This is a genomic window from Mesonia ostreae (assembly GCF_031845265.1).
GTDB classification, from domain to species: domain Bacteria; phylum Bacteroidota; class Bacteroidia; order Flavobacteriales; family Flavobacteriaceae; genus Mesonia; species Mesonia ostreae.
The window spans coordinates 175175-191079 of record NZ_JAVRBG010000008.1 but is presented as its reverse complement, the minus strand read 5'-3'; the positions used below and the strand labels follow the sequence as shown (position 1 = coordinate 191079).

15 protein-coding genes are annotated in these 15905 nt (G+C 34.4%); 3 read left to right on the top strand and 12 right to left on the bottom strand.

Features of this window, described 5'->3' with window-relative positions; translation table 11 throughout:
* Nucleotides 1–433: 433 nt before the first annotated feature.
* Nucleotides 434–1984 carry a M20/M25/M40 family metallo-hydrolase gene (locus RLT85_RS09780; RefSeq protein WP_311401852.1) on the top strand — a complete coding sequence of 517 codons (1551 nt, stop codon included), beginning with the start codon at nucleotides 434–436 and terminating at the stop codon, nucleotides 1982–1984.
* A 207-nt stretch (nucleotides 1985–2191) separates the two neighbouring features.
* Here RLT85_RS09780 and RLT85_RS09775 read toward each other — a convergent pair whose 3' ends face one another.
* From RLT85_RS09775 to RLT85_RS09720, 12 genes are all read right to left on the bottom strand, one after another.
* Entirely contained in the window at nucleotides 2192–2410 is a 219-nt protein-coding gene (locus RLT85_RS09775) for an oxidoreductase dimerization domain-containing protein (protein WP_311401851.1), read from the bottom strand.
* The gene (locus tag RLT85_RS09770) at nucleotides 2397–2621 is read right to left on the bottom strand and encodes an FAD-dependent oxidoreductase (RefSeq protein WP_311401850.1); all 225 of its coding nucleotides are present in this window, start codon (nucleotides 2619–2621) and stop codon (nucleotides 2397–2399) included. Before RLT85_RS09770 ends, RLT85_RS09775 begins: the two co-directional genes overlap by 14 nt.
* A 155-nt stretch (nucleotides 2622–2776) precedes the next feature.
* Nucleotides 2777–3556 (bottom strand): glucose 1-dehydrogenase, encoded by a 780-nt coding sequence (locus tag RLT85_RS09765; RefSeq protein ID WP_311401849.1) that lies wholly within the window; start codon nucleotides 3554–3556, stop codon nucleotides 2777–2779.
* 27 nt (nucleotides 3557–3583) lie between these two features.
* Nucleotides 3584–5308: an amidohydrolase gene (locus RLT85_RS09760; protein WP_311401848.1), complete on the bottom strand. Its 1725-nt coding sequence runs from the start codon at nucleotides 5306–5308 to the stop codon at nucleotides 3584–3586.
* A 3-nt stretch (nucleotides 5309–5311) separates the two neighbouring features.
* Nucleotides 5312–5569 carry a hypothetical protein gene (locus RLT85_RS09755; RefSeq protein WP_311401847.1) on the bottom strand — a complete coding sequence of 86 codons (258 nt, stop codon included), beginning with the start codon at nucleotides 5567–5569 and terminating at the stop codon, nucleotides 5312–5314.
* The gene (locus RLT85_RS09750) at nucleotides 5548–5772 is read right to left on the bottom strand and encodes a hypothetical protein (protein ID WP_311401846.1); all 225 of its coding nucleotides are present in this window, start codon (nucleotides 5770–5772) and stop codon (nucleotides 5548–5550) included. Before RLT85_RS09750 ends, RLT85_RS09755 begins: the two co-directional genes overlap by 22 nt.
* Before the next feature lie 267 nt (nucleotides 5773–6039).
* Nucleotides 6040–6306, bottom strand: a complete 267-nt coding sequence (locus RLT85_RS09745) for an SDR family oxidoreductase (RefSeq protein ID WP_311401845.1) — start codon at nucleotides 6304–6306, stop codon at nucleotides 6040–6042.
* Nucleotides 6307–6320: 14 nt separating this feature from the next.
* On the bottom strand, nucleotides 6321–6686 hold the full coding sequence (locus RLT85_RS09740) for an SDR family NAD(P)-dependent oxidoreductase (protein ID WP_311401844.1): 366 nt from the start codon (nucleotides 6684–6686) through the stop codon (nucleotides 6321–6323).
* 375 nt (nucleotides 6687–7061) lie between these two features.
* Nucleotides 7062–7229 carry a DUF308 domain-containing protein gene (locus RLT85_RS09735; RefSeq protein WP_311401854.1) on the bottom strand — a complete coding sequence of 56 codons (168 nt, stop codon included), beginning with the start codon at nucleotides 7227–7229 and terminating at the stop codon, nucleotides 7062–7064.
* Between the two features lie 98 nt (nucleotides 7230–7327).
* Entirely contained in the window at nucleotides 7328–7858 is a 531-nt protein-coding gene (locus RLT85_RS09730) for a DsrE family protein (RefSeq protein WP_311401843.1), read from the bottom strand.
* Between the two features lie 21 nt (nucleotides 7859–7879).
* Complete coding sequence (locus RLT85_RS09725) at nucleotides 7880–8893, bottom strand: NAD-dependent epimerase/dehydratase family protein (RefSeq protein WP_311401842.1); 1014 nt, start codon at nucleotides 8891–8893, stop codon at nucleotides 7880–7882.
* Between the two features lie 126 nt (nucleotides 8894–9019).
* Nucleotides 9020–9832 carry an META domain-containing protein gene (locus RLT85_RS09720; RefSeq protein WP_311401841.1) on the bottom strand — a complete coding sequence of 271 codons (813 nt, stop codon included), beginning with the start codon at nucleotides 9830–9832 and terminating at the stop codon, nucleotides 9020–9022.
* A 633-nt stretch (nucleotides 9833–10465) separates the two neighbouring features.
* Between RLT85_RS09720 and RLT85_RS09715 the strand changes: the two genes are divergently transcribed.
* Both RLT85_RS09715 and RLT85_RS09710 read left to right on the top strand, forming a co-directional pair.
* The gene (locus RLT85_RS09715) at nucleotides 10466–11677 is read left to right on the top strand and encodes a phage integrase SAM-like domain-containing protein (protein ID WP_311401840.1); all 1212 of its coding nucleotides are present in this window, start codon (nucleotides 10466–10468) and stop codon (nucleotides 11675–11677) included.
* Between the two features lie 988 nt (nucleotides 11678–12665).
* Nucleotides 12666–15905: a T9SS type A sorting domain-containing protein gene (locus tag RLT85_RS09710; protein ID WP_311401839.1), complete on the top strand. Its 3240-nt coding sequence runs from the start codon at nucleotides 12666–12668 to the stop codon at nucleotides 15903–15905.

The following is a 15905-nucleotide window of genomic DNA, read 5'->3' as shown; positions in this document are numbered from 1 at the left end:
ATTAAGATACTTAATATCAATTGATTGCACGATCTTTTCTTTCGCTTTATTTATGAATTTTAACTAGCACAACGCGTATATATAGTTCAACTTGTTAAAATTTTAAAAATTTGCAAGTATCAACCTTACATTTTAAAGCCGCTGAAAAGCTTTAGAAATAAATTGTCTTTAAAAAGAGTATGAATGGAGTACCCACTTCTAAGATGAAAATTCACTTTAACACAAAAATGAAATAAATTAGATATCTAGATTTTTTAATACTTAAAATTGACTAAAATTCTTACTAAAGAGATAATAACTTGGTGAAAATCTATATTTTATACACATTTCAAAACACTGTTTTGTAGATAAAATCAATTTTTCAAGACCTAGAACTTAAAGTTAAGATAAGTTCAATATCTTTAAGCTTATATTGTTAAATTAAAAAAGTTATATGAAAAAGAATTTAAGAACACTGTTTAGTTTGTTTCTTGTCATTGGAGGGTTGCAGCTTCAAGCGCAAGAACAAATGGTAGATAACATTGTAAAGGAAGCCAATGAAAATTCTAAACTCGAAGAAATTGCACACGAGTTGATGGATGTGGTTGGACCTAGATTGGTAGGTACGCCACAAATGAAACAAGCTCACGATTGGGCTATTAAAAAATATGAAGATTGGGGGATTAGTGCTGAAAATCAAGAATATGGAACTTGGCGCGCTTGGGAACGCGGAATTACGCATATTGATATGATTGAACCCCGAGTAAGTTCTTTACAGGGACAACAATTAGCCTGGAGTCCTGCTACTAAGAAAAAAGGAGTGACGGCAGAGGTGGTGATTTTACCAGAAGCTTCGAGTGAAGGAGAGTTTAAAAAAATGCTTTCTAACGTAAAGGGTAAATTTGTATTGATGTCTGCGTTGCAACCTACAGGAAGACCTGCCCATAATTGGGAAGAATGGGCAACAGATAAGTCTTGGGATAAGATGAAGCAAACGATGAGAGAAACCGATTCTCTTTGGAGAAACCGTATAAAAAATACAGGGCATACTTCTAAAGAATTACCAAAAATACTAGAAGAAGCGGGAGCAGAAGGTATTATTACTTCATATTGGTCTAAAGGCTTTGGTGCCAATAAAATATTTGGCGCGTACACGAAAGACGTTCCTAGTATAGATATTTCTTTGGAAGATTATGGTTTGCTTTACCGTCTAGTGGAAAGTGGAAATACGCCTAAAATTAAAGTGGTAGCGCAATCTGAAGATTTGGGAGAGACTCCAACATTTAATACCATTGCTAGAATTGAAGGAAGCGAGAAGCCAGAAGAATATATAATTCTTTCTGCGCATTTTGATTCGTGGGATGGAGGTACTGGCGCTACCGATAACGGTACAGGAACCATCATTATGATGGAAACCATGCGAATTTTAAAAAAATTATATCCTAATCCAAAGCGCACCATTATTGCAGGACACTGGGGTAGCGAAGAGCAAGGTTTAAATGGGTCTAGAGCTTTTGTAAAAGATCACCCAGAAATTGTTGCTCATGTGCAAGCGTCTTTTAATCAAGATAATGGTACGGGTCGTGTAAAAAATATTAGCGGTCAAGGGTTTTTACATGCCTATGATTATATCAATAGATGGTTAGAACCCGTTCCAGAAGAGATTAAAGGAGAAATAGCCACTACATTTCCTGGTACTCCTTCAAGAGGAGGTTCAGATTATGCTGCTTTTGTTGCAGCGGGAGCGCCAGCCTTTAGCTTAAGTTCTTTAAGCTGGTCGTATTGGAATTATACTTGGCATACCAATTTAGATACTTATGATAAAATTGTATTTGATGATGTACGTAATAATGTAATTTTAACGGCAATTATGACGTATATGGCAAGTGAAGATCCAGAAACAACATCTAAAGAAAAAGCAGTTCTTCCTATGAACTCTAGAACTGGTGAGCAAATGCAATGGCCAGAAGCAAAAGATGCTACTAGAAAAGGAGGTTTGGATTAATTTTTTTTTTTAAAAGATTGAAAACCGTTTTAAAAGATAATGAGAACTGTCATTGTAAATCTATTTCAGCATCTCATGGAGTTCTTTACTAACTATCAGGAAACTCTGAAATAAACCCGCCTGAATGGTACGGGCAGGTTCAGGGAGACAAAAGCCGTCTTTTAAGGCGGCTTTTTTTATTTCTACTGAAAAAAACTAGGATTAAAGTTAACTTTCAGGTTGATCTATTCTCATTTTTCTACAAATTCTTTGGGCTGCCATGGCTATTGCCTCAGTAAATGTAGGAAAGGCCAATTCTAATTCTGCAATATCCTGAATTTTCATTTGAGTAGCTATACAAGTAGCAGCAACCTGAATGACTTCAGCAGAATAAGAGCCTAAAAGCTGTTTTGTTTTTTTGTTTACAATTAGCTTACAAAATACCATCTGCGCGCAATCGAGCTGCGCGAGCAAGCGTACGAACGGGAGCAGGACCTTTATTAAATGCTGTACCACCTATACGGTCACTTTCTAAAATAGTGACCTCTGCGCCAAGTTCATGAGCACGTAATGCTGCTTGCACACCGGCAGATCCTCCACCTAGCACGATGATCTTTTTTTTATTATTGGAATCATTTGTGTTTTTCTCTTCTTTCATAATTTTATGTTTAGATGTTGAAATTTGCTGACTGCTTTATACAATAAATCCTTGTTGATCTTTTCAATTCAAGAAATAAAACAGACGTGAAACAAATGCCATTCCATAAAATATGCGTTTGTCTTACGTCTAAAAGTCTTAAATCCTTTTAAATATTACATATCCAACGTCTGCTCACCACCACCGTTAATAAGAATGACCTGACCACTAGTCCAGCTAGAAATAGGTGCTGCGAAATAAAGAAATGCTCCCGCGATATCTTCTGATTCTCCAAGCCTTTTTATGGGCGTGTGTTTTAACATTGCCTTTTCTAATTCTGGCGTAAGCACCGTACTTAACGCGTGTGTTTTTGTTGCTCCAGGTCCAATAGCATTAATTCTAATATCATCTGGGCCATAATCAAAAGCCAAATTACGCGTCATATGATTAATTGCCGCTTTAGAAGATGCGTAGACACTAATCGCTGGACTTTTGTTAATAGATGCCATAGAAGACATATTAATAATACTTCCGTAACCCGCTTTTTTCATATGTGGAGCTACCAATTGGCAAAGACGCCACATACTAAAAACATTCATCTCAAACACTTTTTTAAATTGCTCTACTTCAATATCATACGGGCTTTCTTTTCCGGCTCCACCGCCACCAACATTGTTGACTAAGATTTCGATGCTACCAAATTTGTCAACAGTCTTGTCTATTAAATTTACTAAAGCCTCATCTTTAAGTACATTACAATCTATCGCAATAGAGGTTCCTCCATTGTTATTTATAGATTTTGAAGTTTTTTCTGCAGCTTCCATATCATAATCAGAAACCACTACGTTTGCTCCATACGCAGCGCGCATTTCGCAGCAAGCTTTTCCTATTCCGTCTGCTCCACCTGTTACCACTGCTGTTTTTCCTTCTAAATCAAAATGTTTTGATGTATCCATAATTTTCTGTTTTTAAAATTAATTCTTTTACTTTTTATAAACGGTATTGCCTTCTTTAATGGTTTGCAATACTTGTATTTCTTTAATGTTCATAGGCTCTACTTTTAATGGATTTTTATCCAAAATCACAAAATCGGCTAATTTTCCTTCTTCTAGACTTCCTTTATAGTTTTCTTCAAAAAACTCATAAGCGGCGTGACTGGTAATTGCTTTTAAGGCTTGATAAGGCGTGGCTCTTTCCTCTGGGCCAATTACTTCTCCAGTTCTTGAAACGCGATTAACCGCCGACCAGATCATGAATAGAGGGTCAATTGGCGTTACCGTAGCATCAGAATGATTGGTGTATTTTAAACCTAATTTTTCCGCGGAAGCGATAGGGCTTAGAAAAAATGCTCTTCTCTTACCTAAATTCTTCACGTGCTCATCACCCCAAAAGAAGGCGTGATTGGTGAAAAATGAAGGTTCTATATTGTATTCTTTAAAGATTTCTAATTGCTCTGAACGCACAAACTGAGAATGAATCACAATAGTTCTTCGGTCTTTATCTAATTCTTGTCCCAATTGCTCACAAGCGTTTTCGTGCGCGGCAATCACCATATCTATGGTTGCATCTCCATTACTGTGAATAAACAATTGATTATCATTTTTATAAGCGGTTACAAACAAATCATTTAAACTCTCTTTAGAAAGACTTGGCAAACCTCTACAATCGTGTGTGCAGCCAGGTACTTCCGTTTTAAAAGGCTCAGTAAAAAATGCTGTCTTTCCTTGCGGAGAACCGTCGGCTACTATCTTAGTTCCTTGTACTTTAAAATGATTGTTGTATTTTTTAAAATGAATTGTACTGTCGGCAAGATTTGTCTTTAAATCGTTATTACCTCCTAAGGCAATTAAATCTATTTTTAATTTTCCTGCGGCTGCTTGCTTTTTAAAAAATGCTATAGAATTGCGATCTGTCATCCCATCTTGTGCTGTTGTAATTCCATTAGAAGCATAATATTCTTGGGTTGCATCAAAATGTTTTGCTTGGTTTTTAGCGGCAATTTCTAATACAGTTCCCATAAAAGGATACATGGCGGTTTCTTGCACCAAGCCGTTAGGCTCTTTAGAATTTTCCATTCTAACAATAGTACCGCCATCGGGGTCTGGTGAGTCTGCATTTACATTTAGTAATTTTAAGGCAGCAGAGTTGGCGACACCCATATGACCACTGGTATGCATCAAATACACAGGATTGTTAGGCAATACAGCATCTATTTCTTGCTTTGTAGGGTGTCTCTTTTCTTCAAGTTGCCCATCATCATAACCCCAACCTACAATCCATTCATCATCTGGAATGTTGTTGTCTTTTTTATAAGCCTTTAAGTGATTTTTAATAGCTTCAATCGTATTTACATCGCCTACAGGTTCAGGATTTAGATCTACCTGTCCCATAGAATTTGAAATCATGCCAAAGTGACTGTGCGGATCTATAAAACCTGGAAGAAGTGTTTTTCCTTGTAAATCGATTTTTTTTGCTTCGGCATATTTTTCTTCCGCTTTAGCTTTATCGCCTACAAAAACAATTTTTCCATATTCTTCAACTAGAACCTCCGCATAACTAGATTTTTTTGGATCGTCCATGGTAAGAATATCACCATTGTGGTATAATTGCGCAGAAGACTCGGTGGTTTTAATTTCCGATTTCTTTTCTACGTCTTTACAGTTAACACTCACTGTTAATAAGACAAATAGATATATAATTTTTTTCATCATTTAATTTTTATGTTCTTCGATTAAAGTGCTTTCTTTTAAGGTTAGGTAATTTACAAAGTCCGAAACAATCCCGGCGATTACTCCAATAATAATTAATGCTGAAATTAAAGATACTTCCACGGGTCCCATATATTTTTGCCATAAGACCGCTAATGCAGTCACTACCCCAAAGGTAAAAAAGCCGTGTTTTATGGTTAACCAAAAAGTAGTTGGCCAAAACGGAGCTTTTTCTTCTTTTATCCCAAAGTAAGCGACCAAGGTGGTATCGTAGATAATGTAATCGCAAGCAGCACTGCGGTGCCTAAAACCGTTTCTGTGTTGTTAGAAATAGAATCTACTGAAATTGGAATAGAATCATTTCCTTTTAAAATAAAGTATTGAATTTCGCCGTTAATTATAGCGTTAATGACACCCGTGAGTACAGCGCCTTTTACTACTTTAGATTTTGTTCTTGCATTCATAATTTTTGGTTTAGTAGTTAATAAAAATTGCTGCCAATTCGGTACGCTTTCTGCAAAGGTCAGGTCTACGCTCTCGCCGGGAATACCGTAAGAAACCATGCCCGTCTGGGGAGAATCCTCCAAAAAATTATCATTTGCAAACTGCGGATTTACTTTTTAGGTTGGTTGCGCTGTCAAATTTTGCGCATATAAAAGCAGTAACCGTCAGCTTAAAACGCTGCCCGATACTGTTTTTAAGTTCTTGTATGTATAAAATGCGCTCAAGATTTATGAGGCAGGCATTTTACTTTTATACACACCACCACCATTTACGGTAAGCTCTGTCCCAGTAATCCAAGATGCGGCATCACTTTGTAAGAAAGCCATCGCATTAGCGATATTTTGTGGTAGTCCACGTCTTTTTAATACAATTCCTTTTACTACATTATCAATCATTGCTTGTGTATAACCAGCTTCTTTTGAAGGTTCGCCGTTATCTAATGTACCAATAATTAAAGAATTAAAAAGTACTTCTTGTCCGCTGGTAACTGCCATACTTTAAGACATATTTAAAAGTCTGGCTTTTGCAGTACTGTATTCAATAAATTCTGGCGATGGTGTTTCCCAACGGCAGAACCCGAAAATACAACCGATGCATTTTGCTCTTTTTTAAGGTAAGGCATACAGTATTTGGTCGAGTTGTAATCACTTAAGGTATTCAACTTATAACCATTGATCCTTTTCTCAGAGTCAGAACCAAAAAGTGGGGTGTTGGCTCCCCAATCTACATTATTCACCACGGCAGAAATTTTTCCAAATTTATCTACAGCCTTATTTACTAAATTTTCAATTTCTTTTTCTTCCGTAAAGTCAACTTTCATCGCTATGGTAGCATTACCGGTTTCTATTTCAACATCTGCAGCGATGTTTTTCACTTTGTTTTCGGCTTAATCTGTCAGTAAAATGTTGGCGCCTAAAGAGCTTAAAAATCATGAAACTTCACTTCCAATAGTACCTGCGGCACACCTATTATGATTAGTTTTCCTTTAAAATCGAATAATTCTTAAATTTATCATGGGTTTAGTTTTTAGTTATCTTATTAATTTAGGTGTTTAAAACGATTTGAATCATTTTTATGATGTGCTTATATATTGATTGTGTTTGGTTGATCCTGAAAAATTATTTATTCTGAATTAATTTAGGAATCTTTAATCTCCATTTTCAGTTCTTTAATTTTTCATAATTTATGATATAATCAATATTAGAGAATAGATTATGGGATTAACTCCATTCATTTTTCAAATCTCTTTCTAATTGCTGATAGCGCTCTCGTAATTCGGGACTAATTTTTTGCTGTATTTGTGGAGTTTTCGCAGTTGCAATGCAAAAAATATACTGAATAAACCACCAAATAAAAAGCTGAGTCCAATTAACCAAACAACGCTTAGCCCAGCAAAAGCAGGATTCCATAGTAAGATGAATGAAAAAATAGCTCCTAAAATTCCGAAGATTAAAAGTCCGCCCCAGCTTTTACTTTCGTAGCGTTTTACATCTAAAGCAAAGCTAATGGAAGAAATTAACGAATAATGGTGTAACCTTGCATTTGATAGGTAGGAATATCTATCAATGCCGATAAGGTGAGCTTAACCTTTGGATTCAAATCTGTTTTTGGATCTATTTTATTCTTGGCTGCTGCTTGTCCGCAAAGGTGAATCGTTACGCCATAATCTGTAAGTTTATCAATTAACTCTAAATTAGGATTAGCTTTTTCCATTCTTTCTACATAAGCTTCTGCCGAAAGAACGATAGGCGTCGCAGGCCCGCTAATTACTGCAGCAAGTTGAATGTTCTCTTTAGGAACTCCGCCATTCTCTAAAAGATTGATGGTTCTCGCCATTTTCCAGAGAGAAACATTTACACCTTCTCGTTCTTTACTGATAGTGATGTGAAAAAACATTTTATAGGTGGTAGCAGAATCTGGTTGAATAGCCACATTTTCGTAATCTACGATTCTACCGTAACCTTCAATCGTTGGTGTTTTCCAATCTTGAGCGTTCATATTAAATTGAATTATGATCATTAATAGTGTGCTGAGAAATACTTTCATCTTAATTATGTTTTTGCTCTGCTAATTAAAGAATTGCTCTTTTAATTTTTTATCGTCGTTCTTTAAAGCTTTAAGAGGTTCAGATTGTTGTAAAAGATACCACTTAATAGGTTTTTGAAATAAAGATGCGCCAAGCCTTTTAAAGGAAGAAAAATTTTCTTTTTCATTCTGAAAAAAATCATCTAAAGAATCTTGTCTAAAGTGAAGTATTTCTTCCAAATCATCTCCGTCTTCATAATAGCCGCAGTGAAAGTTTTTTTCGGCGAAAGCCTTATCTGGAAAAGTAAACTCACCCAAACCATATATTTTAAAAGAACGAATTAAAAAATCTTTGTAAGGGATTCTGCAAGTTTCCCCGCCACCTAAGTTAAAAATTCTCTTAGAAAGTTGTTTTTGTTTCTGAATAGCGTTTACAAAAGCACGCGCCGTATCTGAAGGCGTTGCAATCTCCAACGAAGTATCTAAAGGTTGGTGGAACATGAGTTTAGACATTTTATGACCGCCCATAATAGCTGCTAATCTAAAAATAGTCCAATCTAATTTGCTGTTTTGTAAAATTTCTTCTGAAGCGATTTTTGTAAGTGCATATTCGTCACCAGGGCTTGGCGTGAGAGGATCACCAACTTTAATATATGGATTTTTGAGGCGGTCGCCGTATACTGAAATAGACGAACTGTAAATGAAGAAGCACTGCGGAGATTGTTTCTCAAGAAGCTGAACCAAGTTACGCGTTCCTTCTGTATTTACGTTTTGAGCTAACTTTGGAGCATCATCTGCTAGCGGCGGAATAATAGCTGCTAAATGAATAACCACATCCTTATTGGAAGCCACTTTTTGAAGCTGCTTTAAATTGGTGATGTCTCCGTAAACCAATTCAACCTGTTCTCGAAATGGACTCAATTTTTTGACGGAAGCTTTGGTTTTTTTATCGAAAACCGTTATTTCTAAGGTAGGAATTTTCACCAACTGCTTCAAGCATTCTAAGCCTACAGTTCCCGAAGCACCTGTTAATAATACTGTTATCTTGTCGCTCATATAAAGACTGAATTAACCATATTGATACAATAAAACAAAGCGTAATCTAAAATTTATTTTAAGGTTTAAATTCTAGATTACGCTAAAGTTGAGGTGATTATTAACCTCTCTTATAAATTCTCTTTATTATAGATAAACTGCTTCAAAAACAGCTAAGGGAGCTCTTCTTCCAACATTTAAAGATAAGGTATCCCCGTTGATGGTGTAATTATCTGTTAATTCAAAAACCTTCAGAAATTCTGCTTCATTCACATCTAAATCTGGGCAAGCCATCATCGTAGTTGCCATTTGTGAGAAACTAATTCTATTTCTCTCTTCTAGCTTATAAGTACCAGACATACCATTACAACCTGCAAAACCAACGACTCTATTTTCATTCATCTTTAGAGTAAAATAGATTTCCTTTTCTTGGTTTTTGCTCATTTTTACATCCTTTCCTTCTAATGTCTTTAGCTTCCAATATTTCTCTACAATTGGCTCGGCGTTTTTATCTACTTTTTTGAAAATAGCTAATGGTGCTCTTTTACCTACATTAAGTTCTAATTGATTCCCGTTAATTCGGTAATTATCGGTCATGTCTAAAACGTTCATCAATTCAGATTCTTTAAAGTCGTCTTCTGAACAAGCCATTTTAGTTAAACCTAAAGTTGAAAAGCTAATACGGTTTCCAGCTCCCAATGTATAATTTCCGAAGAAACTATTACAACCTGCATATCCTGTGACTTTATTGTCTTTCGTATTTAAAGTAAAGCTAATCAATTTTCCATTTTTAGAAGGATCAATATCTTCTCCTTCCAATTGCTGCAAAACCCATTGTGCTTCGGTAATAGCGCTATCGTTCGTAGCATTAGTAGTGTTGTTTTTTTCTTTATTTTGAGTAGGTCCACAACTATAAAGAGCCATAACTGCGAATGCTAATGTGAAAATTTTTAGTTTCATAATTTAGATTTTAATGTTAGTGTTTTATATTAATTAAAATGCTTTAAAACTTTGAACGCAAATTATTGCTAATAAGATTTATGACATCTTATAAAAAAGCTAAATTAAAGTGAAAATTTTGGTAACATTAAAGCTACTTGCACAAAGAATGCCACAAGAACATTTTATATTGAATTTCGTGAACTTTAGAAAATATTTCACTAGTTAAGTGGAATTGAAAGATTACGAAAAGTATGTATTGAGTATTTGATATATTATTCACCTAGCGGAACGAATTAAAAAACATAGCTACGGATACTTGTAAATAGAATGCTCTAGCAAATTGAAAGTACTTAATACGACTCCGAACCTTCGGGAGAATCCCAATTCTATACTTACTTTAAATCTAGAAAAGAAAAAACCCAACATTTCTGTTGGGTTAGTACTCGAGGCGGGAATCGAACCCGCACGTCCTAAAACACTGGATTTTGAATCCAGCGTATTTGATAACGAAATTAACTAAATTATCTTATAATCAATTGTTTAACAAAGAAATAGTATTATGTGATTTCATTTAATATGGTTTAATATCAATAAATGTTGTACCTATGTTGTACCAAAAATGACTATCTTTATAATCTAAAATTCAAAGGTATGGCCTCAAATGCAAAGGTAGTTATAAGAAAAAAAGCAAATAAGGAAGGACTTTATCCTTTGGCAATTCGTATTACAAAGAACCGTCGGTCAACTTACCATTATGTTGGTCATTATATAAGTTTGAAGTATTGGGATGAAAAGAACCTACGGGTTAGAAAATCTCATTCCAACGCTGATAGGTTAAATAATTTGATTTCCACCAAGCTTTTAGAAGTAAACAAAACGCTTGTAGATTTACAATCTAACAATAAGGACTTTTCAGCAAATCAAATTAAAGAGGTGGTCTACTCAAATTCTATGTCGAGCACTTTTTATGAAGTTGCAAGTGATTTTCTTTCTGAGCTTGAATCAAATAAAAAGCTTTCTCAACTTTCAACAGACAAGGCTCGTGTAAACCACGTTATAAACTTTTACAAGTCTAAGCAGTTAACTTTTGAAGAAATAGATGAAACCTTTTTGAGAAAATTTAGAGTTTATTTAAAAAAGCTAAATCTTTCAGAACGCTCGGTAGTAAATAACTTTGTAGTTATAAGAACGATTTACAATAGAGCTATTAAAATGGGGATTATAGATAGAAAATTTTATCCATTTGGTTCTGGTAAGATTAGAATAAAATTTCCTGAAACGGAAAAAATAGGATTGACCAAAGAAGATATTAAATCATTTGAATGTGCTAAAAATCTTACCAACAACGAAACCCACGCACGTAACGTTTGGCTATTCAGTTTTTACTTTGCCGGAATTAGGGCAGCCGATGTACTTAAAATTAGATGGTCAGATATTTACGATGATAGGCTTCACTATCGTATGAATAAAAACTCCAAATTACTATCTTTGAAAATACCTGAAAAGGTTTTCCCAATTCTTGAATATTACAAATCAGAAAAGCAGAGCGATGAAGATTTTGTTTTTCCCGAAATGAAAAAAGCAGATTTAAAGAATGCAAAAGATGTATATGCCAAGACCAAAACGGCTACTAAAAAATTCAATAAATATTTAATTGGTGTTGCGAAAAAAGCAAAAGTCACCAAAAAAGTAACTATGCACATTGCTCGGCACACATTTGGTCATATATCGGAAGATAGAATCCCTATTAAAACCCTTCAAAAACTTTATAGGCATTCTTCCATCACAACTACCATAAACTACCAAGCAAATTTCATCCACAAAGATGCTGATGATGCTTTGGATAGCGTAATCAATTTTTAATCTTCATATAGACTCTGAATACACCATTGAGAGTGTATTTATGAAAGATGGTCGTGCAATAAATGAAGATGACTTTAAACTTTGAGTAAATAGGATTAAACCATCCAGAATTTTATGGTATTTACTGTACTTTTATAATGGAAATTACTGCAAAATATATAGTAAATCTAAGCTTGTATAAAACCATTGTTTTGGCTTTTATATTAGGATCATCTCTCAACCCGGCTACAACATTTAATTTAAGGCATGCAATCAGCTCATTATAGCTTCTAAAACAGGATATTTATGCCGTCATTTACATCATTTTATGGTCAGATAAACTGCATTTTCCCGTAAGTAAAAATCTTGAAGGCCCCTTTAGGATAGAAACCTTTTATACTCATAATCTCTGGTAGATAAAGTATGTGGCAGCTGGTTGCTCATTTCTAGTTTGATCTCTAGAGAGACCACTTTCGTAGCGTGATTATACAATTCCTAAACCACTTTCATTGTAAAAACAATTAAGAAGCTCCGATGATAAAACATAATTTATTAATGTAGTTTCTAAATTACTGTTTCTCCCCGTAAATTAAATGTGAGTCGTTCATATTTTAAGTAGCCTTAGGGCATCAAAATTAATTTTCAAGAAAAGTATGTAATTGACTTTTTTTTGGGACGCCGATATTTATAGCCATCTTTTAAGCATTTAATGAAATGGTAACGTTGGCAGTTATATATAACGATGAGTAGCATTATTTGGGAAGCAAATATTAATTTTTTGCAATTATCTGTTGAACTCAGCCTGTTAAAAGAACTTTAAATACTCTATTTAAATTTTATAATCAATTCTCTTAAACATTGACATTTGAGTGTCAAAAATTTATTTTAACATTAAAAATCAATATAAAGACGAAATAATTAACTTAAAGTTTGTTTTTATTAATATATTTATATTAAATTTAACACTTTATTGATAATACACCCTTTAAAGGTGAATAAATCCTATTATATGAAATTAAATTTACTATTCTTATCTGTTCTTCTATGTATGGTAAGTAGTTTGCAGGCGCAACATTTTCCTGGTGGAGTTACAGGAGCAGAAGTGTGGTATAAAACTACCCATGAAGATTTAGATAACAATATTTTTATTGATTATAGTGGAAATGAAGTTCGAATTTCAGATTGTAACTCATTTAACTCGGACTTATTCAATTTTAATCCTTCTATTAGAGCAGAAAAGTTATGCTTATTTTATAATGATAGATTAGAAAACGTAAATGCACATAATTTATTTGTAGTTAGTGAGCCAATTGATAACAAAAAATCATTCCGACATTTTTCTACTGTCTTTAATAATAGTGTTCCAGATAATTTTATATATCTAGGGAATCAAGTTAATCTTAATGACTCCATAGCTCGGAATGCTTATTTTCTGGAAACTCAACAGGGTTTTGCTAGTCAACTATTTTCAAAATTTAATCAGCACCAAAACACCCACGTGCATTTTTATAGTTGGAGTAATTATGATCAAGATAAAAAATTTAAAAGCTTTGGAAGGAAAGGTGAAACACTTCACTATATAGGGCGATACATTCCATTTGAAGAAGTAGAAAATGGACTACAGTTTAATGGACTACTTCCAGAATTTGTTTCATATGATAGAATGTTAACAGATAATGAGCGAAACAGAATAGAATCTTACTTAGGGTTAAAATATGGAATCACTTTAAATAGAACTAGAGACTATAAAAATTCTAAAAATAAAATTTTTTGGGATAAAGTAAACAATGAACTTTTTAAAAATAACATTTTCGGCCTGGGTCGAGATGATATCTCTGGATTAAACCAATTGCAAGCTGAGAGTGCTCACAGAAGGGATTATTTAGTAGCTGGTGTCACACAAATTTTAGAAACGAATCAGAAGCTTCAAGAGAGAGTTAGAATTGAGAATAATAACTTTATTGTCTTTGGAGATACTGGAAAAAAAGACATCTCAAGCCCAAATGAGCTTGGTCTCAGATTAATGAAAAAAGTTTGGCTAGCTCAAACCACAGGAAGGAAAGCGTGGGAGGAATTTCCTATTAAATTTAAACTTTTTTTAAATGAGGAGTTTCAACCTTACCTTCAAGATATCAAAGCGGGAAAATTAGTGGTTTGGATGTTACACGACAAGTTTACGGATAATAGTTATGTTTCTGATTTCGATAATGGGAATATTGAATATTACAAACCTGTCGATCTAGACTTCTTATCCAACGGGAAAGCTTATGCACATTTTAATAAAGAAACCTTTTTTGATCCAGATCGAAGTTTTTTTGATCAATTCACCTTTGCGGTGGGACCAGAAATAATCATCCAAGTCCGTTACAAAAAATGGCAATGTAAAGATAAATGTTTTGACATTGAGATTATAGTTAAAGGTGGGAGTCCAGATTATAGTGTAGAACTTATTGATGAAGTAGGAAATCCCATACAAGTAGAATTTAGTCATATAGAGAATGATGAATTTATATATAACGCAAAAGTTTGTGGTCCTCAGAAATATTCAGTAGGTGTTGATGATAGTAATGGAGCGACATCCAGTTACTCATTTTTAGTAGAGGAACGTAATTATACATTAGATCTTGGTTCAGATCAATCACTAAATGCTCAACAAACAGAAGTAACCATAGATGCCGGTCAAGGGATTGACGATCCTGATGCTACTTACCAATGGTTTTACAACGGGGTACAAATTTATCATTCAGAAAGTATTTTGGTCGTTGATGAAATAGGGGAATACTGTGTAATAGTTACTACTAGTGATATGTCATGTCAACTGGAAGATTGTATTAGGATTTATCATCAGCTCAAAGGCACTATGAAACCCGTTTCCTCATGCAATCAAGAAGAAAATTACTTAGAAATTTTTATTGATGAAGGATCTCCTAATTTTGAAACTCACGTGGTGGGTAATGGATTAGATTATTACCAAACTAATTCTTCCAATCAATTTATCATTCCCAATGTTCCAAGCGGATCATATACAGTAACGGTGACTGATGCTGCTGGGGCTAGTTTTACAGAAACAATAAATTTTTCAGGCACTGGTTTCAATTTGGGAAGTTTAGGATCCGATCAAACTCTGAGCGAAACCCAACCACAAATCACTCTTGACGGGACTCTTCCATTTGGGAATGATCCTAATTTTAGCTATCAGTGGTACCGAAACGACGAACTACTTTCTAATACGAATTCAGAATTCACAGTGGGTGTCCCAGGAGAATATAAAGTAATTGTAATAGACCCTAGTAGGGACTGTGATGGGGTAGCTACGATTAATATTGATCATGATTTTAAGGGAAGTATCAATTATTTAAACGATTGCGGAGAAAGTTCAAACACGATTGAAATATTAATTGATTATGGAATTCCTGTTTATTACATCAGTATAATTGGCACTCAGGCAAATGGAGATAGTTATGTTTTAGAAGAAAGCTATACAGGTAATATTACTTTATCTGATTTTCCTTACGGGGAATATACCATAACAGTAACTGATGATTATGGAGGAAGCCTCGAACAGGCTATAGAGTTTATTGGTTTACAATTAAATATTCATGAACAGTTGCAGAATCTCAGTGGTCAATGCGTAAGCGGTTATGATGAGGATTTTTGTGAGGATGTGGATGTCCCTTATATTCACCCGGCTTACACTTGTAATTCTTTTGACCTTGACGCTTCAACCCTAATCAATTCAGGGCAGAATGTTTCTTATGAATGGTTCATAACAGAGATTTCACTGGATATCACTTCACCTGAAATTACATTTGAACCTGGTGGTGAGTGTTATTCAAGCAATAATCCAGATTTTGATTCGGATTATTCGTGTCAAAGTTTACCTGTATACAAAGTTGTGATAACTGATAACGAAACAGGTTGTTCAATTTCGCAATCATTTGCAATTAGAGGTTGGTGTCCGGTAAGAGAAATGAACAAAAATGCTCCGACCCCTGCTCCAAACTTACTAACAAAAGTCTATCCCAACCCCACTCAACAAGGAGCAATTTTTTATTATGATGTCTCTTCTGAAGAAAACTTTAATGGGGTTGTGGAGTTGCACGATATGAATGGAAAACAAATTCGTCAGATCAATATTAATGGGCAATCGAGTTACACGCTTCCTTTTAGCATGCTTTCTGCTGGGGTTTATTTAATCACCGTGAAGACGAATGGAAAACTAACCACCGATAGAATAATTATAGAATAA

What these genes read in the sequence shown, in the direction of transcription:
- RLT85_RS09780 (WP_311401852.1), top strand. Translation starts at nt 434, where the DNA reads ATGAAAAAGAATTTAAGAACACTGTTTAGTTTGTTTCTTGTCATTGGA.
- RLT85_RS09775 (WP_311401851.1), bottom strand. Translation starts at nt 2,410, where the DNA reads ATGGTATTTTGTAAGCTAATTGTAAACAAAAAAACAAAACAGCTTTTA.
- RLT85_RS09770 (WP_311401850.1), bottom strand. Translation starts at nt 2,621, where the DNA reads ATGAAAGAAGAGAAAAACACAAATGATTCCAATAATAAAAAAAAGATC.
- RLT85_RS09765 (WP_311401849.1), bottom strand. Translation starts at nt 3,556, where the DNA reads ATGGATACATCAAAACATTTTGATTTAGAAGGAAAAACAGCAGTGGTA.
- RLT85_RS09760 (WP_311401848.1), bottom strand. Translation starts at nt 5,308, where the DNA reads ATGAAAAAAATTATATATCTATTTGTCTTATTAACAGTGAGTGTTAAC.
- RLT85_RS09750 (WP_311401846.1), bottom strand. Translation starts at nt 5,772, where the DNA reads ATGAATGCAAGAACAAAATCTAAAGTAGTAAAAGGCGCTGTACTCACG.
- RLT85_RS09745 (WP_311401845.1), bottom strand. Translation starts at nt 6,306, where the DNA reads ATGGCAGTTACCAGCGGACAAGAAGTACTTTTTAATTCTTTAATTATT.
- RLT85_RS09730 (WP_311401843.1), bottom strand. Translation starts at nt 7,858, where the DNA reads ATGAAAGTATTTCTCAGCACACTATTAATGATCATAATTCAATTTAAT.
- RLT85_RS09725 (WP_311401842.1), bottom strand. Translation starts at nt 8,893, where the DNA reads ATGAGCGACAAGATAACAGTATTATTAACAGGTGCTTCGGGAACTGTA.
- RLT85_RS09720 (WP_311401841.1), bottom strand. Translation starts at nt 9,832, where the DNA reads ATGAAACTAAAAATTTTCACATTAGCATTCGCAGTTATGGCTCTTTAT.
- RLT85_RS09715 (WP_311401840.1), top strand. Translation starts at nt 10,466, where the DNA reads ATGGCCTCAAATGCAAAGGTAGTTATAAGAAAAAAAGCAAATAAGGAA.
- RLT85_RS09710 (WP_311401839.1), top strand. Translation starts at nt 12,666, where the DNA reads ATGAAATTAAATTTACTATTCTTATCTGTTCTTCTATGTATGGTAAGT.